The sequence below is a fragment of the Micromonospora sp. ANENR4 genome, from assembly GCF_015354395.1.
GTDB lineage: Bacteria > Actinomycetota > Actinomycetes > Mycobacteriales > Micromonosporaceae > Micromonospora > Micromonospora aurantiaca.
In genome coordinates, this window is record NZ_JADKYQ010000016.1 from 24,357 (window position 1) to 50,431 (window position 26,075).

The 26,075-nt window shown below is 71.7% G+C and carries 23 protein-coding genes and 1 riboswitch; of the genes, 15 read left to right on the forward strand and 8 right to left on the reverse strand.

Annotated features, from left to right (window positions below; translation table 11 throughout):
- Nucleotides 1-114 precede the first annotated feature (114 nt).
- The 8 genes from IRY44_RS25375 (at nucleotide 115) to manD (ending at nucleotide 9,741) form a co-directional block, all read left to right on the forward strand.
- Nucleotides 115-1,707 (forward strand): beta-1,3-glucanase family protein, encoded by a 1,593-nt coding sequence (locus IRY44_RS25375; protein ID WP_194802741.1) that lies wholly within the window; start codon nucleotides 115-117, stop codon nucleotides 1,705-1,707.
- A gap of 111 nt (nucleotides 1,708-1,818) precedes the next feature.
- A riboswitch (cobalamin riboswitch) is annotated at nucleotides 1,819-2,038 on the forward strand.
- Nucleotides 2,039-2,153: 115 nt separating this feature from the next.
- Nucleotides 2,154-4,403, forward strand: coding sequence for a 5-methyltetrahydropteroyltriglutamate--homocysteine S-methyltransferase (metE, locus tag IRY44_RS25380; protein ID WP_194802742.1), 2,250 nt, complete (start codon nucleotides 2,154-2,156; stop codon nucleotides 4,401-4,403).
- Nucleotides 4,404-4,593: 190 nt separating this feature from the next.
- Nucleotides 4,594-5,616 carry a sigma-70 family RNA polymerase sigma factor gene (locus tag IRY44_RS25385; RefSeq protein WP_370585015.1) on the forward strand — a complete coding sequence of 341 codons (1,023 nt, stop codon included), beginning with the start codon at nucleotides 4,594-4,596 and terminating at the stop codon, nucleotides 5,614-5,616.
- 39 nt (nucleotides 5,617-5,655) lie between these two features.
- Nucleotides 5,656-6,507: a nuclear transport factor 2 family protein gene (locus tag IRY44_RS25390; protein ID WP_194802743.1), complete on the forward strand. Its 852-nt coding sequence runs from the start codon at nucleotides 5,656-5,658 to the stop codon at nucleotides 6,505-6,507.
- 109 nt (nucleotides 6,508-6,616) lie between these two features.
- Nucleotides 6,617-7,777: an alkaline phosphatase PhoX gene (locus tag IRY44_RS25395; protein ID WP_194802744.1), complete on the forward strand. Its 1,161-nt coding sequence runs from the start codon at nucleotides 6,617-6,619 to the stop codon at nucleotides 7,775-7,777.
- 207 nt (nucleotides 7,778-7,984) lie between these two features.
- Nucleotides 7,985-8,215: a hypothetical protein gene (locus tag IRY44_RS25400; RefSeq protein ID WP_194802745.1), complete on the forward strand. Its 231-nt coding sequence runs from the start codon at nucleotides 7,985-7,987 to the stop codon at nucleotides 8,213-8,215.
- A 63-nt stretch (nucleotides 8,216-8,278) separates the two neighbouring features.
- Nucleotides 8,279-8,449 (forward strand): hypothetical protein, encoded by a 171-nt coding sequence (locus tag IRY44_RS25405; protein WP_184686617.1) that lies wholly within the window; start codon nucleotides 8,279-8,281, stop codon nucleotides 8,447-8,449.
- A gap of 83 nt (nucleotides 8,450-8,532) precedes the next feature.
- Entirely contained in the window at nucleotides 8,533-9,741 is a 1,209-nt protein-coding gene (manD, locus tag IRY44_RS25410) for a D-mannonate dehydratase ManD (protein ID WP_194802746.1), read from the forward strand.
- Nucleotides 9,742-9,751: 10 nt separating this feature from the next.
- Here the strand turns inward: manD and IRY44_RS25415 are convergent, their stop codons facing one another.
- The 6 genes from IRY44_RS25415 to IRY44_RS25440 are packed head-to-tail and all read right to left on the reverse strand — an operon-like array spanning nucleotide 9,752 to nucleotide 17,619.
- The gene (locus IRY44_RS25415) at nucleotides 9,752-11,863 is read right to left on the reverse strand and encodes an alpha-glucuronidase (RefSeq protein ID WP_194802747.1); all 2,112 of its coding nucleotides are present in this window, start codon (nucleotides 11,861-11,863) and stop codon (nucleotides 9,752-9,754) included.
- On the reverse strand, nucleotides 11,860-12,549 hold the full coding sequence (locus tag IRY44_RS25420) for a hypothetical protein (protein ID WP_194802748.1): 690 nt from the start codon (nucleotides 12,547-12,549) through the stop codon (nucleotides 11,860-11,862). Before IRY44_RS25420 ends, IRY44_RS25415 begins: the two co-directional genes overlap by 4 nt.
- The gene (locus IRY44_RS25425) at nucleotides 12,546-14,072 is read right to left on the reverse strand and encodes a xylan 1,4-beta-xylosidase (RefSeq protein ID WP_194802749.1); all 1,527 of its coding nucleotides are present in this window, start codon (nucleotides 14,070-14,072) and stop codon (nucleotides 12,546-12,548) included. The genes IRY44_RS25420 and IRY44_RS25425 overlap by 4 nt, the downstream gene beginning before the upstream one ends.
- Nucleotides 14,069-15,712, reverse strand: coding sequence for an extracellular solute-binding protein (locus tag IRY44_RS25430; RefSeq protein ID WP_194802750.1), 1,644 nt, complete (start codon nucleotides 15,710-15,712; stop codon nucleotides 14,069-14,071). The genes IRY44_RS25425 and IRY44_RS25430 overlap by 4 nt, the downstream gene beginning before the upstream one ends.
- A gap of 42 nt (nucleotides 15,713-15,754) precedes the next feature.
- Entirely contained in the window at nucleotides 15,755-16,693 is a 939-nt protein-coding gene (locus IRY44_RS25435; RefSeq protein ID WP_269697237.1) for a carbohydrate ABC transporter permease, read from the reverse strand.
- Complete coding sequence (locus tag IRY44_RS25440) at nucleotides 16,690-17,619, reverse strand: sugar ABC transporter permease (protein ID WP_194802752.1); 930 nt, start codon at nucleotides 17,617-17,619, stop codon at nucleotides 16,690-16,692. Before IRY44_RS25440 ends, IRY44_RS25435 begins: the two co-directional genes overlap by 4 nt.
- A gap of 67 nt (nucleotides 17,620-17,686) precedes the next feature.
- On the opposite strand from IRY44_RS25440, the gene IRY44_RS25445 reads away from it, so the two are divergent.
- The 3 genes from IRY44_RS25445 (at nucleotide 17,687) to IRY44_RS25455 (ending at nucleotide 21,079) form a co-directional block, all read left to right on the forward strand.
- Nucleotides 17,687-18,712 (forward strand): acetylxylan esterase, encoded by a 1,026-nt coding sequence (locus IRY44_RS25445; RefSeq protein ID WP_194802753.1) that lies wholly within the window; start codon nucleotides 17,687-17,689, stop codon nucleotides 18,710-18,712.
- A 42-nt stretch (nucleotides 18,713-18,754) separates the two neighbouring features.
- A complete protein-coding gene (locus IRY44_RS25450) occupies nucleotides 18,755-19,795 on the forward strand; it encodes a DUF4034 domain-containing protein (protein ID WP_194802754.1) in 1,041 nt (346 codons plus the stop codon).
- Between the two features lie 147 nt (nucleotides 19,796-19,942).
- Nucleotides 19,943-21,079 (forward strand): hypothetical protein, encoded by a 1,137-nt coding sequence (locus IRY44_RS25455; RefSeq protein ID WP_194802755.1) that lies wholly within the window; start codon nucleotides 19,943-19,945, stop codon nucleotides 21,077-21,079.
- A 60-nt stretch (nucleotides 21,080-21,139) separates the two neighbouring features.
- Here the strand turns inward: IRY44_RS25455 and IRY44_RS25460 are convergent, their stop codons facing one another.
- Complete coding sequence (locus tag IRY44_RS25460) at nucleotides 21,140-21,688, reverse strand: TetR/AcrR family transcriptional regulator (protein ID WP_194802756.1); 549 nt, start codon at nucleotides 21,686-21,688, stop codon at nucleotides 21,140-21,142.
- A 107-nt stretch (nucleotides 21,689-21,795) separates the two neighbouring features.
- Here IRY44_RS25460 and IRY44_RS25465 point away from each other — a divergent pair, with 107 nt between their 5' ends.
- Together IRY44_RS25465 and IRY44_RS25470 are read left to right on the forward strand one after the other, a co-directional pair.
- The gene (locus tag IRY44_RS25465) at nucleotides 21,796-22,209 is read left to right on the forward strand and encodes a nuclear transport factor 2 family protein (RefSeq protein WP_194802757.1); all 414 of its coding nucleotides are present in this window, start codon (nucleotides 21,796-21,798) and stop codon (nucleotides 22,207-22,209) included.
- On the forward strand, nucleotides 22,206-23,045 hold the full coding sequence (locus tag IRY44_RS25470) for an ergot alkaloid biosynthesis protein (RefSeq protein WP_194802758.1): 840 nt from the start codon (nucleotides 22,206-22,208) through the stop codon (nucleotides 23,043-23,045). Before IRY44_RS25465 ends, IRY44_RS25470 begins: the two co-directional genes overlap by 4 nt.
- Nucleotides 23,046-23,063: 18 nt before the next feature.
- Here IRY44_RS25470 and IRY44_RS25475 read toward each other — a convergent pair whose 3' ends face one another.
- The gene (locus tag IRY44_RS25475) at nucleotides 23,064-23,972 is read right to left on the reverse strand and encodes a helix-turn-helix transcriptional regulator (protein WP_194802759.1); all 909 of its coding nucleotides are present in this window, start codon (nucleotides 23,970-23,972) and stop codon (nucleotides 23,064-23,066) included.
- Between the two features lie 165 nt (nucleotides 23,973-24,137).
- Here IRY44_RS25475 and IRY44_RS25480 point away from each other — a divergent pair, with 165 nt between their 5' ends.
- Both IRY44_RS25480 and IRY44_RS25485 read left to right on the forward strand, forming a co-directional pair.
- Nucleotides 24,138-24,980, forward strand: coding sequence for an SDR family oxidoreductase (locus IRY44_RS25480; RefSeq protein WP_228532787.1), 843 nt, complete (start codon nucleotides 24,138-24,140; stop codon nucleotides 24,978-24,980).
- Between the two features lie 105 nt (nucleotides 24,981-25,085).
- Nucleotides 25,086-26,033: a hypothetical protein gene (locus IRY44_RS25485; RefSeq protein WP_194802760.1), complete on the forward strand. Its 948-nt coding sequence runs from the start codon at nucleotides 25,086-25,088 to the stop codon at nucleotides 26,031-26,033.
- The last annotated feature ends 42 nt before the right edge of the window (nucleotides 26,034-26,075 follow it).

Here is a 26,075-nt window from a genome sequence, read left to right on the forward strand (position 1 = left end):
ACCTTCACCGTGGCCCCGATCCATAGCCAACCACCTATTGACAAACAATATTAACAATTGGACCCTGCTGAGAGAGCGCTCTCCCGTCCCCCCTGTCTCCAGCGAGGTGTCGCCATGCGTCTCCGAAGAAGGCTGCTCGCCGCCGCGTCCGCCCTGCTCGCCGGGCTCACCGGCGCCGTCGTCGCCACGCCCGCCCAAGCGGTCGGACCGGCGTTGCTACCGGTCACCGTCACCAACACCACCGGCCGCAGCGACCCGGTCTACCTCTACGTCATCGGCGTCCAGCTGTCCTCCGGCCGGCTCGGCTACGTCACCTCCGGCGGTGCCTTCGTGCCGTGGACCGGCGGGCAGATCCCGCCGTCGCCCGCGCCGGACGTCTCCATACCGGGCCCCGGCAACGGCGGCAGCACCACGATCCAGTTCCCCCGCGGCTTCTCCGGCCGGGCCTACTTCTCCCTCGGGCAGAAGCTGACGTTCTTCCTCACCCCGGACGGACTGGTGCAGCCCGCGCCCTGGGCGGCCGGTGACGCGAACCGCGACATCCTGTTCGACTGGAGCGAGTTCACCTACAACGACTCCGGGCTGTGGCTCAACAGCTCCCAGGTCGACATGTTCGCGATCCCGCACGCGGTCACCGTGACCGGCGCCAACGGCGTCACCAAGCGCACCGGCGACGTGGTGGCCAACGGACGCAACGCGGTCATCGACGGGATCCGGGCGCAGCCGGGCTGGGCCGGCACCGTCCACACCCGCTCCGACGGGACCGTGCTGCGCGTCCTGGCTCCGGGCAAGGCGGCCGGGGCCGGCCTGCTCAGCACCACGTACCTGGACTCGTACATCGCGTCCGCGTGGAACGCGTACACCACGAAGACCCTGACCGTGGCGCCCTTCGCCGACCAGCCGGCCATCCGGTACTACGGCCGTACCTCGGGCAACACCATGACCTTCACAGACGGCAGCGGCCAGGTCGTCGCCTCCTTCAACCGGCCCTCCTCGGCCAGCGTCTGGGGCTGCGACGGCGACCTGCCCGCGCCGAACGACCAGGTGGTCGGCCCGATCTCGCGTACGCTCTGCGCCGCCCTCAACCGCGGCACACTCGGGACCATCGACACCCAGCCCAGCACGAACGCCGCCGACTTCTACCGCAGCAACCCCACCAACCAGTACGCCCGCCTGATCCACGCCAACATGACCGACGGCCGGGCGTACGCGTTCGCCTTCGACGACGTCGGCGGATTCGAGTCGCTGGTGCACGACGGCGACCCCCGTTCGGCCGGACTGATCCTCAGCCCGTTCACCGGCGGTGGCGGCGGCACCCCGGCCACCGGGGTGCCAGTGGTCAGCAACTGGAACAACAAGTGCATCGACGTGCCGAGCTCCAACTTCGTCGACCGCGCGCCGCTGCAGATGTGGAACTGCAACAACACCAGCGCGCAGAAGTGGACGTTCAGCGGCACGGCGCTCAAGAGCCAGAACAACAAGTGCATGGACATCGACGCCGGCTCCACCGCGAACGGGGCGGCGGTGCAGCTCTACACCTGCAACGGCACCGGCGCCCAGCAGTTCACCCTGAACGCGGCCGGAGACCTGGTCAACCTCCAGGCCGGAAAGTGCGTCGACATCAAGGACTGGAACGGCGGCGACGGCGCGAGGCTCCAGCTCTGGGACTGCGGGGGCACGGCCAACCAGAAGTGGCGCAAGGGCTGACCGGCCCTGCGACGAGGGCGGGGGCCGACCGCGAGTCGCTCCCGCCACCCGCCGCGACGGCTTGCCGTCCCGCAGGGCGGACGCGCCGGCCACGTCGGCTCACCGCCCCATACGATGAACAACGGTGCTGGTTCGCCGTGCCCGTGACGGGTGTGGCGTCGTAAGAGGGAACCCGGTGTGAGTCCGGGACTGCCCCGCAGCGGTGAGTGGGAACGACAGCCGTCATCGAAGCACTGGACCGTGAGGTCTGGGAAGCGACGGCCAGTAGGTGACCGGGTGGATCCGGTCGCGCCCGCGAGTCCGAAGACCTGCCCGCACCGCGTGCACCGTCCGGTGTGCGCCGCCGACGGTCGCTCGGGACGGCCGGTGCGGAAGCCGGTACGCCGCCTGTACCTCTTCCCTCCCTGCCCCGATCGGCCTCGTGTGCTTCGAGGGAAGGGATCTCCATGAGTACCGCATTCGGTCAGAGCACCGTGCTGGGCTATCCGCGTATCGGGGGCAACCGGCAACTCAAGAAGGCCGTCGAGGCCTACTGGGCGGGCCGGATCGACGCCGAGGAGTTGGCGGCGACCTCTGCCGCGCTACGGGCGAAGGTCTGGCGGACGCTGCGCGACGCGCGCCTGGACGCGATCCCGTCCAACACGTTCTCCTACTATGACCACGTGCTGGACACGGCCGTCGCCGTCGGCGCGATCCCGCACCGGTTCGCCCGGCCCGGCCTCGGCGATCTCGGCACCTACTTCGCCATGGCCCGGGGCGTCGATGCCGAGCCGGCGCTCGAACTGACGAAGTGGTTCGACACCAACTACCACTATCTGGTTCCCGAGATCGGCTCCGACACCGCCTTCGCGGCGAATCCCGACAAGGCGCTGCGCGAGTACCGTGAGGCCCGCGAGCTGGGAATCGACAGCCGGCCGGTGCTGGTCGGGCCGGCCACATTCCTGCTGCTGGCCAAGCCCACCGAGGCGCGCGGCGAACCGTTCGACCGGTTGACCGACCTGGTCGACGTGTACGCCGACATCCTGCGATCCCTCGCCGCGGCGGGCGTGCGATGGGTGCAGCTGGATGAGCCCGCCTACGTCGCCGACCGGAGCACCGCCGAGATCGACGCGCTGCGGGAGGCGTACACCCGGCTCGGCGCGGTGGAACAGCGGCCGGCGATCTTCGTCGCCACCTATTTCGGCGAGCTCGGTGACGCGCTGCCCGCCCTGCTCGACACGCCGGTCGAAGCGGTCGGCGTGGATCTGGTGGCCGGGCCCGGCAACCTGCGGCGGCTGGCCGGTGCGGGACCGCTGCGCGGCAAGACGATCGTGGCCGGCCTCGTCGACGGCCGCAACGTCTGGCGTACCGACCTGCGCGCCGCCGTTGCGGCTGGTGCCGCCGTTGCCGCCCTCGCCGACCACGTCGCCGTGTCCACCTCGTGCTCGCTGCTGCACGTGCCGGAGGACCTGTCCGCCGAGACCGCCCTCGACCCGGCGTTGGTTCAGCGGCTCGCCTTCGCCCGGCAGAAGGTTGATGAGGTCGTTCGGCTCGGCCGCGCGCTGCGCAACGGCACCACGTCCCTGCCCGAGCCGCTGCCGCCCACCCCCGCCGCATGGCGCGACGACACCGTACGCGGCCGGCTCGCCGCACTGCGCGCCGGGGACCGGCGGCGCGGCGCGTACCCGGAGCGAGCGGCGGCACAGCAGGCCCGGCTGAATCTGCCGCCCTTGCCGACCACGACCATCGGATCGTTCCCGCAGACCGACGAGCTGCGCCGCGCGCGTGCCGAGCATCGAGCCGGCCGCCTCGACGACACCGCCTACACCCGGCGAATGCGCGCCGAGGTCGAGCACGTCGTCCGGCTTCAGGAGCGGCTGGGTCTGGACGTGCTCGTGCACGGCGAGCCGGAACGAAACGACATGGTCCAGTACTTCGGCGAGCAGCTCGACGGGTTCGCCGCCACCGAACACGGCTGGGTCCAGTCCTACGGCTCCCGATGCGTGCGTCCGCCCGTCATCTACGGCGACGTGGCACGCAGGGCACCGATGACCGTCAACTGGTCCACCTACGCGCAGTCGCTGACCGACCGGCCGGTCAAGGGCATGCTCACCGGCCCGGTCACGATCCTGGCCTGGTCGTTCGTCCGCAGCGACCAGCCACTGGCAGACACCGCGGACCAGGTCGCGCTCGCCCTGCGCGACGAGTGCCGTGATCTCGAGGCAGTCGGTATCCGGGTCATCCAGGTCGACGAGCCGGCGCTGCGTGAGACGCTGCCACTGCGCAGGGCGGACCAGAAGGCGTACCTGGACTGGGCAGTCGGGGCGTTCCGCCTGGCCACCTGCGGAGTCGCCGACGACACCCAGATCCACACCCACCTGTGCTACTCGGAGTTCGGGGAGGTGATCACGTCCATCGACGCCCTCGACGCCGACGTCACAAGCATCGAGGCGTCCCGCTCCCGGATGGAGGTCCTCGACGACCTCGCTGCGATCGGATACCGCCGAGGTGTGGGGCCCGGCGTCTGGGACATCCACTCACCCCGGGTGCCGTCCCACGACGAGGTCGTCGGCGCGCTGCGCCGGGCGGTGGCCGCGGTGCCGGCCGAGCGGCTGTGGGTGAACCCCGACTGCGGCCTCAAGACGCGCGGCTATCCCGAGGTCGAGGCGTCCCTCCAGCACTTGGTCGCCGCCGCGGCCGAGCTGCGCGGACGCTGAGCCGGCGGGCCGGGCGGAACGCCGCGCCGTTCCGCCCGGCCCGGACCCGGTTCAGCCCTTGACAGACCGTGCCCCGACCGCCGGCGTTCGCCGGGGGCAGAGACCAGGCACGCAGGACGGTGTCCGGCACTAGATTGAGGCGGTGAGCCGGGGCGAACCATCGGTGGAGGCCGGTCCGTCGGGCGAGGACCTGACGGCAACGCTGCTGGCTGCGGCGCGTGCGGGCGACGGCGCGGCCTTCAGCCGCCTGGTCGCGCCGCTGCGTGACGAGCTGCGTGCGCACTGCTACCGGATGCTCGGTTCCTTCCACGACGCGGAGGACGCGGTTCAGGACACTATGGACCGGGCGTGGCGGGCTGTCGACCGGTTCGAGGGGCATTCGATCCGGTCATGGCTCTACCGGATCGCCACCAACCGGTCGCTGTCTCTCCTCCACTCGCGCGGGCGGCGTGAACTGCCCACCGATCTCACCGCCCAGGGCGTGTCCCGGGCCGAGGTGAGCTGGCTCGAACCGTACCCGGACCGCCTCGCGGCCCCGTCCGTCCAGCCGGACCCGGAGGCCCACGTGATCGCGAGGGAGGCCGTGGAACTCGCGTTCGTCGCCGCGTTGCAGCATCTGCCACCGCGACAACGTGCCGTTCTGCTGCTGCGCGACGTTCTCGGGTACTCCGCCGAGGAGACCGCCGCGATGCTGGTCTCCACCGTCGCTGCGGTCAACAGCGCGATGCAGCGCGCCCGCCGGATCGTCGCCGGGCTGACGCCGCCGGACAGTCAGCAGCGGATCCTCGCCGACCTGGGCGACGCGGGGCAGCGGGAGGTGGCCAGGCGGTACGCCGAGGCGTGGGAGTCCGGCGACGTCGAGACGATCGTGGCGATGCTGACGGAGGACGCGCGGTACTCGATGCCGCCGCTGACCATCTGGTACGAGGGCCATGCGCAGATCCGCGGTTTCCTGGCTGAGGTGACCGCGGGGCGAAGGTGGCGGTTCCGGCGGGCGAGTGCCAACGGGCAGCTCGCTTTCGGGACGTACCTGTGGGACGACTCGGCTGCCGCCTACCTGCCGGCGGGGCTGGACCTGCTCGTGCTGCGGGGGCGCCGGGTGGCCGAGGTCGTCTCGTTCCTCGACGCGCGCCTGCCCGCCTTCGACCTGCCGGATCGGCTGCCGGAAAGTTCGCGCGGACGCGATGAGTTCGCGGTCCGGTCGGGGTTGTAGTCCTGACGGGTTTCACCAGCCACGAAGGGCAGAGCCGACATGCCGAGCAACGAAGAACAGATCCGCGCCCTGGTCGAGCGCTGGGCCGCCGCGGTTCACGACGGGAACCTTGCCGGCGTCCTGGCCGACCATGCCGAGGACCTGGTGATGTTCGACGTGCCGCCGCCGTACGAGGGCGTACGCGGGCTGGACGCCTACCGGGAGATCTGGCCGCCCTTCTTCAGGTGGCAGGCACAGGGCGCGTCGTTCGAGGTCGAGTCGCTGGACGTCGTCGCAGGCGAGGACGTGGCCTTCGCGTACGCGCTCGTGCGCTGCGGCACGGCGGCCGACTTCGCCGCACGTCCGGCGAACCGCCTGCGGGTGACGTTCGGCCTGCGGAGGCGGGAGGGCCGGTGGGTCGTCACCCACGAACACCACTCCTTCCCGCTCGCCGATCCCGCCGCCGAGGCGGCTCCGGACGCGGCCGTCGCCGAGGCGGAGGTACGCGGGCTCCACCGGCGCTGGTTCGACGGCACCGCGGCCAAGGATCTCGATGCCCTGATGGAGGCCGTCGCCGACGACGTGGTCTCGTACGAGCACGACCAGCCGCTGCGACACGTCGGCGTGAACGCGGTCCGCGAGATCTGCGCGGCGGGCCTGGCGGCGTCGGGTGACGGATCAGTCGCCTGGGACGTGCCCGACCTGACGATCGTGGTCGACGGCGACCTCGCCGTCGCGTGGGGCCTCAACCACGTCTCGGTACGCCCGAACCTTGGTCCGTCGATCGAGAGCTGGTCCCGGGGCACCCGGGTCTTCCAGCGACGCGACGGGGCCTGGCTGATGACCCACCAGCACCTCTCCTACCCGTACGACCCCTCGACCGGGACGGCGCGGACGGATCTGCGCCCGTAGCGGCGCGAGCACGACGTCGCACACCGAGTCGTCCATCGACGTTCATCCAACAGATCGGCGCGCGTAAGCTCCGCACGGTCGGATCTGGGGAACCTACGGAGGAGGTTCCATGGATCGTCGAACGATGTTGCGGGCCACTGTTGTCGGTGCGGGCGCTGTCGCCCTGCCGTTCACGGCATGGTCGGCCGCGTACGGAGCCCCGGCGCAGAACGCGGCGGGCCCCTACGGTGGGCTCCAGCCCGCCGACGCCAACGGCATCCAATTGCCGGCCGGCTTCACCAGCTCGATCGTCGCGCGGTCCCGTCGGACGGTGCCGGGGACGTCGTACACCTGGCACGACGCTCCGGACGGTGGCGCCGTGTTCCCGAACGGCACCGGCTGGATCTACGTGTCGAACTCCGAGGTGTCAGCCGGGGCGGGCGGCGGTGCCTCACGACTCGTCTTCGACTCCAGCGGTGCCGTGATCGGGGCGTCGCGGATCCTCGCCGGAACCGACAACAACTGCGCCGGCGGGAAGACACCGTGGAACACCTGGCTCTCCTGCGAGGAGGTGTCCCTGGGCCGGGTCTTCGAGACGTACCCCCTCGGCGGGACCGCCGTGGCGCGTCCCGCGATGGGCCGGTTCAAGCACGAGGCCGCAGCGGCCGACCCGGTCCGCCGGGTCGTCTACCTGACCGAGGACGAGACCGACGGCAAGTTCTACCGGTTCGTGCCGGCCACCTGGGGCGACCTCTCCGCCGGAACCCTCCAGGTCTTCCGCGCCGGTACGGCGACCTCCGGCACGTTCACCTGGGCCACGGTGCCCGATCCGGACGGCTCGCCCACCCCGACCCGGCAGCAGGTGTCCGGCGCGAAGACGTTCAACGGCGGCGAGGGCTGTCACTACGCGGACGACACCGTCTGGTTCACCACGAAGGGCGACAACCGCGTCTGGCAGGTCAACCTGGCTTCCGGCACGTACGAGCTCGCCTACGACGACAACCTGGTCAGTCCGGGCACCCCTCCGCTGACCGGGGTCGACAACATCACCGGGTCCACTGCAGGTGACCTGTACGTCGCCGAGGACGGCGGCAACATGGAGATCTGCATGATCACGCCCGACGACAAGATCTCGGTCTTCCTGCGGATCACCGGACAGAGCGGCTCGGAGATCACCGGGCCGGCGTTCACCCCGGCGGGGGACCGGCTGTACTTCTCCTCGCAACGCGGCACGACCGGCTCGTCGTCCGGCGGCATCACCTACTGCGTCACCGGGCCGTTCCGCCGATGACCGGCTCCCGGCCGCGGCCGGCCACCACGGGGCCGGCGTACGGCTGGGTCGGCGCTCCGGTCAGCGCCCCGTGCCACCGGCGGCCGAGGTCGGACGAGCCGTTCTTTCCACTGTCTTACGGGACAGACGCGCTGGCCAACATCCCGGGACCTCGTCCTTCTGCGGGAGCGGCACCGTGTCCGCCGGCTGTGGCGAGGTCATGATCCAATGAAGCGCATGATTCTCCAGCGCATCGCGGCCGGCCTCCTGTTGCTGATCGGGCTTCTGGCGATGGCGGCCACCCACACCTTCCCGTTCCTCGACGACCTCTCCGAACCGGCCGAGTCGGCGGTCGCGATCGGGGGCGCGGCGTGCCTGCTGGCAGGGGTGTGGCTGTGGTGGCGCAAGCCGGTGGACCGGTCGTCCGCGCCGTCGGCCGGCGACGGTGGGAGTCCGTGACGGAGGCGGCAGGGCCGGCGTGCTCGGCGCGCGGTCCCGGCGGCGGCGTCGGATACTGAGCCGATGACCAACCCCGACCTCGATCCCGAGCTGTACCCGCCGATCGACCCGCGTGAGGACGTGCCGGACGACCCCGGCGAGCTCCTCCCGGACACGCCCGGCGAACTGCCCGAGGCGCCGGTCGAGCCGATGCCCGACGACGGGGAGCCCGGGGGCGTACCCGAACCGGCCTGACCGGCCGCCGCCGGGGCACCCATGAGATCGACGATGATGGATAATCCTGTGGTGACCGGTGCGCCGACCGCAGGGGAGACCGGATGAGGATCGTCGACGCCCGGGTGATCGTGACCTGCCCCGGCCGCAACTTCGTGACGCTGAAGGTCGTCACCGACGAGGGAGTCACCGGCGTCGGCGACGCCACCCTCAACGGCCGGGAGCTGGCCGTCGCGTCCTACCTGCGGGACCATGTCGTGCCGCTGCTGATCGGGCGCGACCCGGCCCGGATCGAGGACACCTGGCAGTACCTCTACCAGGGGTCGTACTGGCGGCGCGGGCCGGTCACGATGAGCGCCGTCGCCGCCGTGGACACCGCGCTGTGGGACATCAAGGGCAAGGTCGCCGGGCTGCCGGTCTACCAGCTGCTCGGCGGCCGGTCCCGCGAGGGCGTGACCGTGTACGGGCACGCGAACGGCGAGACCGTCGACGAGGTGCTGACCGAGGTAGCCCGCTTCGTCGACCTCGGCTATCGCGCGGTGCGGGTGCAGTGCGGCGTGCCCGGCCTGCCCCGGACGTACGGCGTCAGCGCCGACAAGATGTTCTACGAGCCCGCCGACGCCGCGCTGCCGACCGAGACGACCTGGTCGACCGAGGCCTACCTGGCCCACGTGCCGGGCGTGTTCGCCCGGGTCCGCGAGGAGTTCGGCCCCACCCTCCGCCTGCTGCACGACGTGCACCACAGGCTCACCCCGATCGAGGCGGCGCGGCTCGGCAAGAGCCTGGAGCCGTACGCGCTGACCTGGATGGAGGATCCCGTCCCGGCGGATCTGCAGGAGGGCTTCCGGCTCATCCGCTCGCACACCACCACGCCGATCGCGGTCGGCGAGGTCTTCAGCAGCATCTGGGACGCCGCCCAGCTCATCCGGGAACAGCTCATCGACTACGTCCGCACCACTGTGGTCCACGCCGGTGGGATCACCCACCTGCGACGCATCTTCGACCTCGCCGCGCTGCACCACGTCCGCAGCGGCTCGCACGGCGCCACCGACCTCTCCCCGGTCTGCATGGCCGCCGCGCTGCACCTGGACATCGCCATCCCCAACTTCGGCCTGCAGGAGTACATGCGGCACACCGAGCAGACGGACGAGGTGTTCCCGCACGGCTACCACTACGACGGCGGCTACCTGCATCCGGCCGAGACTCCGGGGCTCGGGGTGGACATCGACGAGCAGGCGGCGGCCCGCTACCCGTACGCGCCGGCCTACCTGCCGGTGAACCGGCTGGCGGACGGCACCGTGCACCTCTGGTGAGCGCGCCGGTTCAGTGGATGCGGCGACCGTGCGCGTCCGGCACCCCGGACTTGCGGAAGAAGTAGGTGTTGATCTGGTCCCGCCACTCGACGGCGCTGCGGAACTGTTCGTCGAGGCGCTCGGCCACCCGGTCGTGGACGGCCCGGTCGACCGCCCCGGCGAGGAGCCGCCACCGCTCCCGCATAGCCGCCACCTCCTCGACCCCGGCGAAGTGCGTGTCGTAGATGTGCTGGATCACGGTACGGCCGCTGCGCAGCACGTGCCGGTACGGGACGTGATGGAAGAACAGCAGCAGCTCGTCGGGGCAGCGCTCGCGTGACTCGTACACTTCTGCCCACGGCGGCGGGTACTGGCCGGTGAAGCCGGTCCCGGTCGCCCGGGTCCGGTCCACCCCGACGCCGTCACGGTCGGCGAAGTGGTACGTGCCCCACGGCGTGTACTCGTAGCCGTCCACGTCCGGGCCGTAGTGGTGACCGGGCCGCACCATGAACCCGACGCCGAGCGGGGCGGTGTAGCGCTCGTAGGTGCGCCAGGAATCGTCCATGATCGCGTGCATCGTCCGCCGCACCGCTTCCGGATCGCCGGTGCTGACCGGCAGCCACGTCAGCTCGATCCACTCGTCGAGGATCGCGCCGGGATCCAGCAGCGGATCCCAGGCGAGCCGGCCGAAGGCGTACAGGTTCGCCTGGGCCAGCGGGTGCCCGGTCCAGAACCTGTCGTCGCCCACGTTGGACACGGCGACCAGGCCGCCGCCGGTGCCCGCCCGGCCGGCCGCCACGTCGGCGATCGTGCCGCCGGCCTCGCCCCACGGCCGGAACCGCAGCACCTCGCTCCACCAGGGCGCGAGGTAGCAGACGTGCCGCTGCTGGCCGGTGTACTCCTGCGTCGCCTGCACCTCCACCGCCAGCCGGGTCGCAGGCATCGCGGCGAGCACCGGGGACACCGGTTCGCGTGGCTGGAAGTCGATCGGGCCGAACTTCACCTGGAGGATCACGTTGTCGGCGAACCGTCCGTCCAGCGGCGCGAAGTGGTCGTGCGCGGCCCGGGCCCGGTCGGTCGACCGGTCCCGCCAGTCCTGGTGGTGGTCGTAGACGAACGCCCGCCAGCGCACCACGCCTCCGTGCGGGGCGAGCGCCTCGGCGAGCAGGTTCGCGCCGTCGGCGTGGTCGCGCCCGTAGGCGAACGGACCGGGCCGGCCCTCGGAGTCGGCCTTGACCAGATAACCGCCGAAGTCGGGGATCCGCCGGTAGACCTGCCGGGTGGCGGCGGCCCACCAGGCCCGTACCCGCTCGTCCAGCGGATCGGCGGTGGACAGGCCGCCGAGGACCACCGGGGCGGCGAAGGTCACCGACAGATGCACCCGGATGCCGTACGGGCGGAGCACCTCGGCGATCTCCGCGACGTCGCCGAGCCGGTCGGTCAGCAGCCGCGCCTCGGTGTCGTGCACGTTGACGTTGTTCACGCAGATCGCGTTGACGCCGCAGGCGGCGAGCAGGCGGGCGTAGTCGCGGAGCCGGGCGGGCTCGCGCCGGGCGGCGCCGTCGCACCAGAACAGGGAGCCGCCGGCGTAGCCCCGCTCGACCTGGCCCGACACCGGGTGTACGGCCACGTTGTCCCAGTGGTCGAGCATCCGCCGGTCCAGTGCCGGTCGGTGCCGCCGCGCCGGGAGGTCGTCGTCGAAGGCCGCCGCGCCGAGCCGGACCACGTGGAACATCCCGTACAGCAGGCCGGCCGGCGCGTCGGCCAGGACCACTGTCACGCCGTCCACCCGCGCCAGCAGGTACCCCTCGTCGCCGAGGGAGCCGTCACCGGTGCCGTTCACCGCCGGTGTCGCGCCGAGCCGGGCCGTCTCGGCTGCCGCGTTCGGCACCGGGCCGGCGCCGCGCAGGGCCAGCACCAGGTCGGCGTCGACCTGCCACGGCGGACCGTGCCAGAGCCGTCCGCCGTACCGGGTGCAGGCCCGGCTCACCTCGTCGAGGACGGTGTCGACCAGCAGGCCGTCGCCGTGCACCAGCACCCCGCGCGAGCCGAGTTCGCGGAACGCCGCTGGTGGGAGCCAGGCGGCGTGCCAGGCCGACTCGCCGGCGTCGGCGGACGCCCGGCCGGTGACCGGAACGCTCATGCGGTGAACTCCGCCCGGATCTCGTCGATCATGGGGTCGCCGATCCGCAGCAGCGCCAGCACCAGGAGCGCGGCGAGCAGGGCGAGTACCGCCTCGGAGAACACCGCGGTGACGCCGGCGGCGGCGGCCAGCAGCACGACGTTGCCGGCCGTGACGCCCGGCTTGCGCGCCACGTAGTAGACGGCGAGCCGGAGCACGTCGCGGGTGCGGAAGGCGAACAGGGAGACGATCACCAGCGCGTTGACCCCGACCAGGACCACCCCCGCCCCGACCACCACCAGCGGCACGGCCCACCAGCCGGGGACGGCGGCGGCGGGCAGGTTCGCCAGGTTGACAGCGATGACGGCCAGCCACAGCAGCGTCGGCGTCCAGACGCGCAGCACGCCCGGCAGGTTGGCCCGGTAGGCCCGGCGGAACGCGGCGGCGGGCCGGAGATCGGTCAGGTCGGGGCGCTGGTGCCGCAGCGTGTACAGCGCGGCCGAGACGGCCGGACCGACCGGCAGCGCGGCGGCGGCGACCAGCGGGAGGTTGCTGCTGTCGCGGTCGAGCAGCACGAGCACGGCCAGGCCGGGCAGCACGCTCACCAGGAGCAGCAGTTCGACCACGAGCAGGGTGTGGACCCTCGCGGCGGCCCGCGACAACGGCCCGTCGCCGAACTCCCGCAGCCCGCCGGTCGCGCCGGTCACCGTCGGTCCTCGGGCGGGTCGAGCAACCTGTCGTCCCACCACGGCGGCGTCTCGTCCACCACCGGCGTCAGCTCGGCGAGTGTGACCTCGTGCCGGGTGAGGACGAGGTCGAGGTCGGCCCGCCCGGCCGCGACCGGCACTGCCCGATGGGTACGGGCCGGCTCGGCGGCCTCCCGCAACGCGTCGAGTTGCCGGGGCCGTGGCGAGTGCGGGCTGCCCATCTCCCGCCAGGCCGCGAAGGCGTTGCCGGCGTCCTCGCCCACCGACGAGCGGAGCAGGAACGCCGACGCGGTGCCGGGAGGGCCGATCGGCACCGACAGCGACAGGGTGTGCCGCTCGGGTGCCGGCTCCCGGCCGGTGACGTCGACGGGGGCCCAGGCCAGCACCGCGACCCGGCCGTCGGGGTGCCGGGTGACGAGGTGGTCCGGTCCGCGGGCGAGCACCTCGTCGCCGAGCCGGGCCATGAACGCGTACAGGTGGTAGGTGGGTTTCTTGATCTGCCGGTGGGTGAGCAGGCCGAAGCCGCCGTGCAGCGGCGCGGTCGGCACCCCCTCCTCCTCGAACACGTCGCTGAAGGTCCAGTAGGAGAAGGAGTCGACCAGGTCCCCGCCGCCGGCCAGCACCGGAGCGAGGTAGGCGGCGTGGAAGGCCGTGTCGTGGATCGGGTTGTCCGGCCGGTAGGAGGAGTTGAACTCGGTGATGTGCACCGGAAGGTCGGCCAGCGCGGTGCCGGCCAGGTGCCGCCGGGGCGCGGCGAACTGCTCCAGCAGGTCCGCGGCCGGGGCGAGGGTCTGCCGGGTGCCGAACGGCAGGTGCCGCGCCGGGCCGGAGGTGTAGGCGTGCCGGCTGACGAAGTCGACAGGCACGTCGCGGTCGGTGACGAACTCGGCGAACGGCTTGAGCCACTCGTCGGCGCCGGGGGACAGGGCCGGCCCGCCGACCTGAAGCGCCGCGTCGACGTCCTTGACGGCGTGCGCCGACACCTCGTACAGGCGGTGGTAGGCGTCCTGGTCGGCGCCGGACCAGAACGCCGTCAGGTTCGGCTCGTTCCACACCTCGACCGGCCAGCCGCGCACCTCGTCGAGGCCGTACCTGTCGACCAGGTGGGCCACCGTGGCGCGGACCAGGTCACCCCATTCGGTGTACGACCGGGGCGGCGTCACGTTGCCCCGCCACCAGAACACCGTCTGGTCGCCGGAGGCGAGCGCCGAGGGCATGAACCCCAGCTCCACGAAGGGCCGGATGCCCAGTGCGAGGTAGGCGTCGACGACCTGGTCGACGTAGGTGAAGACGTGCCGCACCCGGCGTTCGCCCCGGAATTCGTAGGGGCGGTGCACCCCGACGCCGTCGCTGAGCAGCCCGTGCCCGCGGATGTGCCGGAAACCGATGTCCCGCTGCACCAGCGCCAGTGAGTCCTGATAGTCGCGTCGCAGGGCCAGGTCGAACCGGCCGGTGCCGACGCAGGTACGCCAGGCGTCGGACAGCCGGCCGACGGGCCGGTCGGGGACGAGGAGCCGCGTCATCCGTGGTTCTTGCGGTACCGGTCGTACGCCTTGTTGACCAGGTCGATGTAGGCCTGCGCGTTCTTGCCCTTCAGCTCCGAGACGTAGGCGTCCCACTCACTCAGCGGCCGCTGGCCGAGGGCGAACTTCAGCGTGTTCTGGGTGACGTGGTCCTTCAGCGCGGTCGCCCACAGCGTCGTCTGCTCCCGCTCGGAGTCGCTGAGCGGCGCAGGCGGCGGAGTCACCCAGGGCGCGGCCTTGCGGGCGTTCATCTCCTTCTGGAACTCCAGCTCCTCGGGCGAGAAGAACGACTGCACCAGGTCGAGCTTGCCGCCGTAGGCGAAGACGCCGTTGTAGAAGCCGAAGTCCTTCTGCAGGTGCTTGGTGCCCTTGGGGTTGAGGCCGATGACGTTGACGTCCGGGGCGAGGCTGCGCTTGCCCGAGCCGTCAGTGGTGTACGTGGTGCCCTCGACGCCCCACTTGGCGAACTCCTGGCCGGCGTCGGAGTACCAGAGCCAGTCGACGAACTGCATCATGGCCACGAAGTTCTTGCCGTCGCGCGCCTTGCTGGAGATCATCACGCCGTTCTCCAGCCGGCTCGCCGGGTTGACGGCTCCGGCCGGCCCGACCGGGAAGAGGATCTTGCCGAGCCGGGCGTTCGGGTTGATCTTCGCGATGTCCGGGCGGTAGTCGTTCACCAGGGTCTGTGCGTTCGTGCTGATCACGAAGGACTTGCCGCTGGCGAGCTTCTGCCGGGCCTGGTCGTCGGTCTGGGTGAACGTCTCCGGGTCGAGCAGCCCTTCGGCGACCAGCTTGTGGAGGTACTCCACCACCTGCCGGTAGCCGTCCGAGGCGCCGGTGAAGACGTACTTCCCGGCCCCTTCGTCCCAGCTCGTCGGCTGGTAGTTCCAGCCGGCGCCGGGCAGGCCGTGCGCGAGGGCCAGCATGTTCAGCAGGTTGCCGGCCGGGTTGGGCTTGCCGAACCGGTCGGAGAACGGGATGACGTCCGGGTGGGCCGCCTTCATCGCCTTGAGCATGGCGTACACCTCGTCCCAGGTGGTCGGGGACGGGATCTTCAACTGCTCCAGCACGTCGGTGCGGACCGCGAGCGTGTAGTCCTGCCAGGGCTTCTCGTGCAGGCCGGGCAGCAGGTAGAACTTGCCGTCCTCCTGCCGGAGCGTGTCCATCTCCGGCTTGAGGTTCCACTTCTCGATCTTGTCGTTGAAGTGCGGCATCAGGTCGAGGTAGTCGCTGACCGGCAGGATGGCGCCGGAGGAGACGTACGAGTTCTCCTGCGGGTGGTAGGTCTTCGGGATGATCATCGGGGCGTCGCCGGAGCCGACCAGCACACTGCGCTTCTGCTCGTAGTCGCTCAGCGGCACGGCGACCGGGTCCAGCTTGACGTTCGTCCGCCCGGCCAGCTCGGTCCAGAACAGCCACTCCGGCTTGAGCGGGTAGTTCGGGTGGTTGTTGTAGAGGATCGAGAACGTGACCGGCGCGGTGGCCTTGAACTGGTCCCCGACACCGTATTTCTCCATCGCGCCGGCGCGGTTGCGATCGAGGTCCTTCTTGTCCGGGGCGTCGTCGCCGCAACCCGCCAGGGAGACGACGGCGGCCGCGCCGGTGGCGAGCAGTACCTGGCGCCGGGACAGCTTGGCCATGGATCTTTCCTTCCGGTGGTGGGGTGGTGGTGCGGATGGCGGCTATCCCTTCACGGCGCCGAGCATGATCCCGGAGACGAAATAGCGCTGGATGAAGGGATAGACCGCGAGGATCGGCAGGATCGTCAGCACGATGGTCACGGACTGGATGGTGGCGGCGGACTGGACGACGTCGCCGGCACTGCCGAGGCCGCCGCCGGTCTGCGTGGCGTCGGTCGCGCCCGCGATCAGGTTGCGCAGATAGACGGTCACCGGGAGCAGGTCCTGGCGGTCCATGTAGAGGAACGCGGCGAACCAGGAGTTCCAGAACGAGACGGCGTAGAAGAGCACCATCGTGGCGACCATCGCCTTCGACAGCGGCAGCACGATCCGCAGCAGCGTGCCGTACGTGTTCAGCCCGTCGACGGCCGCGGCCTCCTCCAGCTCGACCGGCAGGCTCTCGAAGAACGCCTTCATCACCAGCAGGTTGAACACGTTTATGGCGTTGGGCAGGGCGATCGCCCACACGGTGTTCTTCAGCCCGAGGCTGGTGACCAGGACGTAGTTGGGGATCAGGCCACCGGTGAAGAACATGGTGAACACGGCGATCCCGACCAGCGCGGTCCGGCCCCGCAGGTGCTTCTTCGACAACACGTACGCGTAACAGGTGGTCAGCACGACGGAGATGAGCGTGGCGACCACCGTGTAGAAGACGGTGTTGCGGTAGCTGACCCAGAACGTCGGGTCCGACGTCACCACCCGGTAGGCGGTGAGGTTGAACCCCCGCGGCACGAGGTTCACCTCACCCGCGACGATGTACGCGTTGTCGCTGAGCGAGCGGGCCACGATGGTGAGGAACGGATACAGGGTCACCACCACGACGCCGGTCAGCACGACGGCGTTCACCACCTGGAAGACCCGGTAGCCCCGGCTGGGCCGGGGGCCACGCGGCCGGGCCGCCGGTTCCCGCGTACGGGCCGGGGTACGGGCCCGCGTGCTCACCACAGGCTCGTTCCCACCGTGCGCCGGGAGATCGCGTTCGCCGACAGCACCAGCGTCAGCCCGATCACGGACTCGAACAGGCCGATCGCGGCGGCGTAGCTGAGGTTCCCGGAGACGATGCCCACCCGGTACAGGTAGGTCGAGATCACGTCCGCCGTCGGGTAGGTGAGCGGGTTGTACAGCAGCAGGATCTTCTCGAAGCCGACGGCCATGAAGGTGCCGATGTTGAGGATCAGCAGGGTCACCATCGTCGGCCGGATCCCCGGCAGCGTGACGTGCCAGGTCTGCCGCCACCGGTTGGCGCCGTCGATGCGGGCCGCCTCGTACAGGTCGCCGTCGACCGTGGTGAGCGCGGCGAGGTAGAGGATGGTGCCCCAGCCGACGGTCTGCCAGACCTCGGAGGAGACGTAGATCGTCCGGAACCATCCGGCCTGCTGCATGAACGGGATCGGCTCACCGCCCACGGCGCGCACCATCTGGTTCACCGTGCCGTCCACCGACAGCAACTGGAGGACCGTGGCGGCCACGATCACGATCGACAGGAAGTGCGGCAGGTAGGACACCGACTGGACGAACCGCTTGAGGGCGCGGTTGCGCACCTCGTTGAGCAGCAGCGCCAGCACGATCGGCAGCGGGAAGCAGAACAGCAGGGTCAGCGCGCCCAGCACGAGCGTGTTGGTGAAAACGCTCCAGAAGGTCGGGTCGGTGAAGAACAGCCGGAAGTACCGCAGCCCGGTCCAGTACTCGCCGAAGATGCTGCCGCCCGGCTGGAAGCGCCGGAACGCGATCACGTTGCCGAGCATCGGCAGGTAGCGGAACGTCAGGAAGAACAGCAGCGGCAGGACGGCGAGCGAGTAGAGCTGCCAGTCCCGGCGCAGGGCCCGCCGCCAGGGCGTACGGCGACTGCGCGGGATCGGGGCTGCCAAACTCGTCCTCCCGCCTGACCGTCGCCTGGAACTTTCCGGTAATACGTCGTAAGCCTTTCGGAAATTTATGGGTATCGTTATCAGCGTGTCAAGAGCGTCGATTGATATCTCCCTCGAGCAGCTCCGCCGCTACGCACCGGCCGTTGCCGAGCCCGCCGACTTCGACCGGTTCTGGCGGGCCACCCTCGCCGCCGCCGCGGCCACCCCGGTGCTCGTCGACGTCCGTTGCGAACCCACCGACCTGCGGCTGGTCGACGTGTGGGACGTGACGTTCGCCGGGTTCGACGGCGAACCGGTCCGGGCCTGGTACACCCGTCCCGCGGGCGTACCGGCGCCGCTGCCGGCAGTGGTGGAGTACCCCGGCTACGGGCGCGGCCGGGGCCTGCCGGGCGAGCGGCTCACCTGGCCGGTGGCCGGTTACGCCCACCTGCTGGTGGACAACCGGGGACAGGCCGGCCTGTACAGCCGCGGCGACACCCCGGACCCGCACGACGCGCCCGGTGGGCCCGGCCCCGCCACGCGGGGGATCCTGTCCCCGGACGACTACCACTACCGCCGCCTCATCACCGACGCGGTCCGCGCGATCGACGCCGTCCGCGTCCTGCCCGGGGTGGACCCGGCCCGCGTCGCCGCGGTGGGCAACAGCCAGGGCGGTGGGCTCGCACTCGCGGCGGCGGGCCTCGTGGACGGCCTCGCCGCGCTTCTGGTCACCGCCCCGTTCCTGTGCGACATCCAGCGCGCCATCGAACTGACCGAGGCGTCCCCGTACGGCGAGATCGCCAGCTACCTGGCGGTGCACCGCGAGGCCGAGGAACCGGTCCGGCGCACGCTGTCGTACGTGGACGGCGTCACCTTCGCCCGGCGGGCCACCGCCCCGGCGCACTTCGGGATCGGTCTGCGCGACGAGGTCTGCCCGCCGAGCACCGGCTTCGCCGCGTACAACCAGTACGCCGCCGCCGGATCGACGGTGCCGTTACGGGAGATGCACACGTACCCGTTCAACGGCCACGAGGGCGGGGAGGCCGTCCACGTCCGGCGGCAGCTGCGCTGGCTCGACACGGTGCTCCGCCCCGCCGGGACGGCAGCCGGCTGACGGGCCCACCGGCAGGGCCCGCGACATCTACCATCCCTGATCATGATCTCGACCATGTGGCGGATTCTCACCCGCCAGATCGACCTCAACCCGGCGCAGGACGACGCCGTGCTGCGCGAGGCGTGCACACAGGCGCGGTACGGCTCCGACATCGGACCGGCCCGGAAGGCGCTGATCGCCACCCGCAACGACTACGACCGCCGGGCCCGGTACGTCCGTGTGCTCGCCGAATCGACAGCTCGTGGGCTGGGATCGCGGATCGACCGTACGACCGGCCGGGTCGACACCACGGACGCGTGGACCGACCGCTGGGTGTCGCGCGCGCCCGCCGATCCGGACGCCCAACTCGTCCGTGCCGGTTCCCTGATGGCGCGGGCGTGGGAGGTGCGCGGCGGCGACTGGGCCTCCAACGTCCGTCGGGAGCAGTGGGTCGAGTTCAGCCGCCTGCTGGACCTGGCCCGGCAGGTGAACGATCTCGCGATGCGGCTCGCACCGGACGACCCCACGCCGTGGGCGCACCGGCTGCGCCTCATGATCGACGAGAGTGCGTCACTGGAGGAGGTCGAGGAGACGTGGCGTGAGCTGACCAAGCGGGATCCCCGGCATCACCAGGGCCACGTGCTCCGGCTGACCTACCACTGCCGGAAGTGGAGCGGCTCGCACGAGGCGATGTTCGACTTCGCCCGCTCGGTCGCCGCCACGGCGCCTACCGGCTCACCACTGCTCGTGCTGCCGGTCCGGGCCGCCGCGGAGTGGGCGCTGTGGGAGCAGGATCGCGAACCTCACGGCGGTACCGCCGACGAGATCGGCGAGCGGTGGCGACAGGATCCGGTCATGCAGTCGGAGCTCGACAACGCGCTGAACCGGTGGTTCCACCAGCCGGCGACCCGGCACGCCGACTGGCTCGACGACGCGAACTTCCTGGCGTACGGGCTGGTGCGCACCGGCCGCGACGCCGAGGCCGCGCCGGTGTTCGCCTCGATCGGCCGGTACGCGACAGGCGTTCCGTGGGCCTGGTGGGGCGACGAGCGGTACGACGCCGTCTTCCTCCGAGCCCGTCGCCGCGCCCGCCGCGCCGCCTGACCACGGCGACGCCGTCACGGCCGCATTCGACTCCCATCGGAGGAGCCGTTCTTACCACTCTCTTACGGGACCGCGCTGGGGCGCACGCGCAGCGTTGCGGAACGCGATGCTGAGGTCCGACCACCGATCGGGGAAGAGGGCCACCACATGGGATCACTGGCGCGGCACGGGTTGTCGATAGCGACGGTCTCCACTCTGACGGCGGGTGTGCTGCTCCTACCGGTCACGCCGGTCGCGGCCGCGACCCCTTCTACGTGGACGGCGACGATCCCCACGCTGATCCACGAGAGCCGGCTGACCGACGTGGCCGCCGCCGGCCCGAACAACGCCTGGTCCGTGGGCTACCAGGCGTCGACATACACGGGGTACTCGATCGACCAGCCGTACGCCCTGCTGCGGTGGAACGGGCGGACGTGGACGGAACGGCGTCTGCCGCACCAGGCGTATCTGCTGTACAAGGTGGACGCGGCGGGCGCCCGGGACGTCTGGACGGTGGGCTCCCGGCGCCTCGGCGAGTCGTACGCCGGGCACTTCGACGGCGTGACCTGGACGGCGCACGCGCCGTGGCCCGCCCCGGCGGGAACCTCGGAGCTGCTGGACGTGGCCGCGACCGGCGGCGGACGGGCCGTGTTCGTCGGCCACGACGGCGGCCGGCCGCTGGTCGTCGAGGGCGGCACCGGTCAGTTCGGCCGGGTCGCGGTGCCGGGGACGGAGGGAATCAACGGTGTCCTGCGCGGGGTGGCGCGCACCGCGGACGGTGGCGTGTTCGCTGCCGGGGAGCGGTACGTCGCCGACGCGCCCTACCCGGAGCCGATGATCGCGCAGCGCGTCGGCGGGTCGTGGCGGGTGGCGCCGCTGCCGTCGATCCCGAGCGCCCGGCTCACCGGCGTGTGGGCCCGCTCGTCGACCGACGCCTGGGCGGTCGGCACCCAGGACTACGACTCCGCCCCCAAGCCGGTCATCCTGCACTGGGACGGCCGGACGTGGCAGCGGGTGGCCGGACCGGCACCGGCCGGCTGGGCCTACGCGGTCGCGGGCGACGCGAACGGAAGCGTCTGGATCAGCGGCACGAACCCGATTCCGCCGTACGTCGAGTACCCGGGCACGCTGCTGCTGCGCTACACCGCCGGGCGCTGGAGCGTCGCGTACGGGCCGAAGGTCGAGGGCAACGATCCGAGCCTGGACGCCCTGGCCAACATCCCGGGGACCTCGTCGTTCTGGGGGAGCGGCACGGTGTCGACAGCCGGGCTCCGCCTCACCGCAGTGATCGAGCGGACCAGGTGAGGGTGGGGGCGTGAGCGCGGCACCGCTCACGCCCCGCCACCCTGGCACCCGGCGGAGGAACTACCGCCCGGGGGTCAGCACCGAGCGCGTCAGCGCGGTCAGCCCGGCATCCCAGCGCTCGTCGGGCCAGTCGCGGAGGTGCTCGACGAGATCGCTGCGCACCGCGGCCAGCAGGGCGTGCGCGAGGAACTCCGCCGACTCGGGGCCCCGGGCCTCGGACACGATGGCGGTCAGTCTCGCGTGCCACTCCTCGTACGACTCGTTGCGATAGGGGCTTCCGCTGCCCGCGTTCTCCAGGGCCAGCGTGAGGACCCGGTTGGCCCGCTTGAACCGGACCAGCTCCCGCAGCAGATGCAGGGCGCGGTCCGCCGGCGAGTCGCCGGGCAGGCTCGTCGCGAGGGACGCCTGGAGCTGTTCGCCGCGTGCGCCGTAGAGGGCGCGGACGAGGCCCAGCCGGTCGCCGAAGTGGCGGAACAGCGTGCCCTTGCCCACGCCGGCGGCAGCGGCGACGTCGTCCATGGAGATCCGGTCGGGGTCGGTCGCCGCCTCGAACAGCCGATCGGCCGCGGCGAGCACCGCCTCCCGATTCCGCGCGGCGTCAGCACGCACTCCTGCCCCCTCTCGCAAACGGACCGTCAGTCCGCTATGGTGAAGCGGACCGGCCGTCCGCTTATCGTAGATCACCGCGGGCGGCCCGCCGACAGGAAGGAACAGCAGTGCCGAGTACCGCCACCGATGTGTTCCACCAGGCCCTGGACCGTCTGCTCGCCAAGGACATGCCGGGCTTCATCGCCCTGTTCGCCGACGACGCCGTCATGGAGTTCCCGTTCGCGCCGGCCGGGCGGCCCAGCCGGGTGGCCGGCCGCGCCGAGCTGCACGACTACCTCATCGACTACCCGCGGACCCTGGACATCCGCGAGATCGCCGACGTCACGGTGCACCAGACCGCCGACCCGGAGGTGATCGTCGCCGAGTTCACCGCCACCGGCGTCGTCGTCGCCACCGGCGAGCCGTACCGCCTGCGCTACATCGCCGTCCTCACCATCAGGGCCGGGCGGATCGTGCGCTACCGCGACTACTGGAACCCCCTGGCCGTGCGGGAACTGTTCGGCGAGGGGGTGCGGGCATGATCCTCGTCGTCGGAGGCACGGGAACGACAGGCCGGCTCGTCGCCGCGAGACTCGCCGCCGCCGGCCGCCGGGCCCGCGTCGCCAGCCGCCGGGCGTCCGCCGAGGGCGTCCGCTTCGATTGGTACGACCGCAGCACGCACGACACGGCGCTGGACGGGGTGACAGGGCTCTACCTGATCGCGCCCCTCGGCGACGCCGACCCGGCGCCGACCATGCTGCCGTTCCTGGACCTGGCCCGCCGCGCCCGGGTACGGCGGGCCGTCCTGCTCAGCTCGTCGGCGATCGAGGCCGGCACGCCGGGACTGGGCGAGGTGCAGGCCCAGCTCGGCGAGATGATCCCCGAGTGGGCGGTGCTGCGACCGTCCTGGTTCATGGAGAACTTCGTCGGCGACCATCCGCACGCCGCGAGTGCCCGGGACCGTGGCGAGATCGTCAGCGCCACCGGCGACGCCCGCGTGGGCTTCGTCGATCCGGCCGACATCGCCGAAGTGGCGGTGCGTGCCCTCACCGACCCGGCGCCCCACGACACCGAGCACGTCATCACCGGTCCCGAGCGGCTGAGCTACGCCGACGTCGCCGCCACGCTCACCGACCTCCTCGGCCGCCCGGTCCGGCACCGCGCGGTCGACGAGGACGCGCTCACCGCGTACCACGAGGCTCACGGCCTCGCGCCCGACTACGCCCGCTTCCTCGCGGGCCTGGACACGGCCGTCGCCGCGGGCTCGGAGGACCGGGTCACGACGACCGTCGCGGACGTGACCGGCCGGCCACCCCGGACGTTCCGGGACTTCTGCCGCGACCGGCCGGCCGGGGCATCTCGGGCCGTGGACGTCTGAGATCGGCCCCGGCCGCCGTCAGGCGGGGCTGGAGGGCTCGGTCCTGCTCGCGTCGGGCGCCTCGTGCGGCGGTGTGCGGCCACGCGTCGACGCGGCCCGGGCGGCCAGGGAACCCAGCAGGCGCAGGTTGTCGTGTGACGGGCTGCCGGGATCGGTGGTGTAGACGAACAGTGTCTGGTCCGGGTCGCCGGGCAGGGCGAGTGCCTCGTAGTGAAGGGTGATCGGCCCGACCGCCGGATGGTTCATCCGCTTCGTGCCGTGCGTGCGTTCGTGCACGTGGCGGCCGTTCCACCAGGTCCGGAACTCAGGGCTCTTGATGCTCAACTCGCCGACCAGCTCGCTGAGCTGCGGATCGTCGGGATTACGCCCGGCGTAGAGACGCAGCGTGCCGACCACGTCGGCGGCCACCGTCGGCCAGTCCAGGAAGGCGTCGCGGGCGCCCGGGTCGAGGAAGACCCACCTGATGTAGGTGCGGTGCCTCGGCGGCAGGAGCGTCCAGTCGGTGAGGAGCGCGCGGGCGAGGGCGTTCGAGGCGAGTACGTCCGTGCGGCGGCCGAGGATGAGCGCGGGGTGTTCGGTCATCGAGGCGAGCAGTTGGTGCATCGCCGGGCGTACCCGTTGGGCCGGCGTCTGCCGGCTGCTGCGCCTCGCCGGCCGCGCGAGGTCGGCGAGGTGGGCGCGGGCGGCGGCATCGAGCTGGAAGACCCGCGCCAGGGCGTCGACGACGGCCGCCGACGGGCTGGCGTGCCGGCCCTGTTCGAGGCGGGTGTAGTAGTCGACGCTCACGCCGGCGAGCATCGCCACCTCCTCGCGGCGCAGCCCGCGGACCCGGCGTCCCTGCGCCGCGGCGGCGATGCCGGCCGCCTCCGGAGTCAGGTCGGCCCGGCACTGACGGAGGAACCGCCCCAGGTCTGAGTGTCCCGCCATGACTCGATGATCCGCCGCGAACGCCGTCCGCGACACCGTCTGGGTGGGTACGCCGTTCCCAGGCAGCGCTGGGCTCGTCCGGCTGTGTTCTCGGCCGTCTGTCGTACCCACGATTGATCTGTGTCCCAGCCCGGGGACACGACGACATCGAGATCGGGAGTTCCCATGCCTTACCCCACCGCAGGTCCGGCCACGTGGTTCGTCACCGGCACGTCCCGCGGCATCGGCCTCGCACTGGTCACGCAGCTGCTGGGGCGGGGCGACAACGTCGCGGCGACGACCCGCTCGGCCGAGCGTCTCGCCGCGGCCCTCGGCCCGGTCGACAGCGAGCGGCTGCTTCCCCTCGAACTCGACCTGACCGACGAGGCGGCGGTGAGGGCGGCAGTCCGGGCCACCACCGACCGTTTCGGCGGGATCGACGTCGTGGTCAACAACGCCGGCTACGGCTTCCTCGGCGCGGTCGAGGAGGCGGGCGACGCCGAGGTCCGGACGATGTTCGAGGTGCAGGTCTTCGGCGTCTGGAACGTGCTCCGCGCGGTCCTGCCCGGCATGCGCGCCGCCCGCAGCGGCCACATCGTCAACGTCTCCTCGATCCTGGGGCTGACCGCCTTCCCCGGCTGGGGCCTCTACTGCTCGGCGAAGTACGCCCTGGAAGGCCTGTCGGACGCGCTCGCGGCCGAGGTCGCGCACCTCGGCATCACTGTCACCGTCGTGGAACCCGGGTACACGCGTACCGACTTCCTGCGCACATCGTCGCTCGGCCTGCCGGCGAACACCACCGACGGCTACGAGGCGGTCCGCGAGATGACCGAGGCGCACCTGGCCATGCCCGGCACTCAGCTCGGCGACCCGGTCAAGGCCGCGGGCGGCCGTCATCGAGGTGGCAGTGGGCGGCAAGGCCCCGCTGCACCAGGTGCTCGGCTCCGACTCCTACGACCTGGCCAAGGCCCGCGTGGCGACGTTGCTCGCCGACATCGAAGCAGGCCGCGAACTCGCGCTCACCACTGACGTCGACGAAGCCTGACCGCTTCGCCGACGGGTCACGCGCTGCCGCGCAGCCGGACAGCTCGGCGTCGATCCGGTGTTGTCGGAGCCCGTGGCTATCCTTTCGCGGTGTCGTACGCCGATCTCACTTCCGCGCAGTGGAACGACCTCTCCGACAGCGCTGCCGGCCGGCTGGCGCGGGACATCGCCGGCCGGCACGAGCTGACAGTGGCCTGCGTGGAGAACAGGGCGTACGCGGGCCGGTCGCACCGCACGGCGCTGTTCGACCGCGGCGGGATGCGGTTCGCGCTCGTACCCGGCGGGCGCCCGGCGCTCGGCTACGACGCGGCCCGGTTCCGTCCCGCCGCGCACCAGGCCGCCGACTACGCCGACAGCGCCGCCGAGTTCGGCCTCCCGTCGCTGACCGAGTTCGTCGACTCGATGACGTCGCCCGTCCGCGACGTCGACATGCCGGCGATGCTGGTCGCGGTGGACGCCTTCGACCCGTGCGAGGTGCCGCTGGCGCCGGACGACCCCCGCGTGCGGGAACTGGTCGCGGCGGCCGGGGGCCGGTTCGGCGGGGTGCGCACCTTCCGCTCCGGTGACGGGCTGACCGTGGAGTTCGACCGGACGACCGGGCAGGTGGTGCGGGCCCGGGCGATCCGCGAGGTCTCGTACGACGACGCGATGGCCGGGCTGGCCGATCTCGGCCTGCGCACGACCACTCCGGACGAGTGGGAGTGGGCGTGTGGCGCCGGGGCGGCGACGCTGTTCCGCTGGGGCGACGACTGCCCCGGCGACGGCTACCCGTACGACCACAGGACCGGCCCGCACCGGCAGGACAACCTCTGGGGTCTGGCGATCGGGCAGGACCCCTACCGGCACGAGGCGACGACCGAGCGCACCGTCGTGTGCGGTGGCGACGGCGGCGGTGCCACCTGCGGCGGCAGCGGCTTCTTCCTGGGCTGGCTCACCCTGGCGACCGCGTACCGCGACGAGGATTTCGGCCGGTGGACCGCCTCCGACGACGGATACGCCGACGAGATCCTGACCCGGCCCGTCGTCGAGCTGGGCTGAGGCCCGGATGGACGCCAGGACCGGCGAACCCCTCCGCCCGGT

Bases quoted from the DNA above. Each gene is read 5' to 3' on its own strand.
- IRY44_RS25470 (WP_194802758.1), top strand. From the start codon at position 22,206: ATGATCCTCGTCGTCGGAGGCACGGGAACGACAGGCCGGCTCGTCGCC.
- IRY44_RS25375 (WP_194802741.1), top strand. From the start codon at position 115: ATGCGTCTCCGAAGAAGGCTGCTCGCCGCCGCGTCCGCCCTGCTCGCC.
- IRY44_RS25400 (WP_194802745.1), top strand. From the start codon at position 7,985: ATGAAGCGCATGATTCTCCAGCGCATCGCGGCCGGCCTCCTGTTGCTG.
- IRY44_RS25430 (WP_194802750.1), bottom strand. From the start codon at position 15,712: ATGGCCAAGCTGTCCCGGCGCCAGGTACTGCTCGCCACCGGCGCGGCC.
- IRY44_RS25405 (WP_184686617.1), top strand. From the start codon at position 8,279: ATGACCAACCCCGACCTCGATCCCGAGCTGTACCCGCCGATCGACCCG.
- manD (WP_194802746.1), top strand. From the start codon at position 8,533: ATGAGGATCGTCGACGCCCGGGTGATCGTGACCTGCCCCGGCCGCAAC.
- IRY44_RS25450 (WP_194802754.1), top strand. From the start codon at position 18,755: ATGATCTCGACCATGTGGCGGATTCTCACCCGCCAGATCGACCTCAAC.
- IRY44_RS25445 (WP_194802753.1), top strand. From the start codon at position 17,687: ATGGGTATCGTTATCAGCGTGTCAAGAGCGTCGATTGATATCTCCCTC.
- IRY44_RS25390 (WP_194802743.1), top strand. From the start codon at position 5,656: ATGCCGAGCAACGAAGAACAGATCCGCGCCCTGGTCGAGCGCTGGGCC.
- metE (WP_194802742.1), top strand. From the start codon at position 2,154: ATGAGTACCGCATTCGGTCAGAGCACCGTGCTGGGCTATCCGCGTATC.
- IRY44_RS25455 (WP_194802755.1), top strand. From the start codon at position 19,943: ATGGGATCACTGGCGCGGCACGGGTTGTCGATAGCGACGGTCTCCACT.
- IRY44_RS25395 (WP_194802744.1), top strand. From the start codon at position 6,617: ATGGATCGTCGAACGATGTTGCGGGCCACTGTTGTCGGTGCGGGCGCT.
- IRY44_RS25480 (WP_228532787.1), top strand. From the start codon at position 24,138: ATGCCTTACCCCACCGCAGGTCCGGCCACGTGGTTCGTCACCGGCACG.
- IRY44_RS25425 (WP_194802749.1), bottom strand. From the start codon at position 14,072: ATGACGCGGCTCCTCGTCCCCGACCGGCCCGTCGGCCGGCTGTCCGAC.
- IRY44_RS25415 (WP_194802747.1), bottom strand. From the start codon at position 11,863: ATGAGCGTTCCGGTCACCGGCCGGGCGTCCGCCGACGCCGGCGAGTCG.
- IRY44_RS25475 (WP_194802759.1), bottom strand. From the start codon at position 23,972: ATGGCGGGACACTCAGACCTGGGGCGGTTCCTCCGTCAGTGCCGGGCC.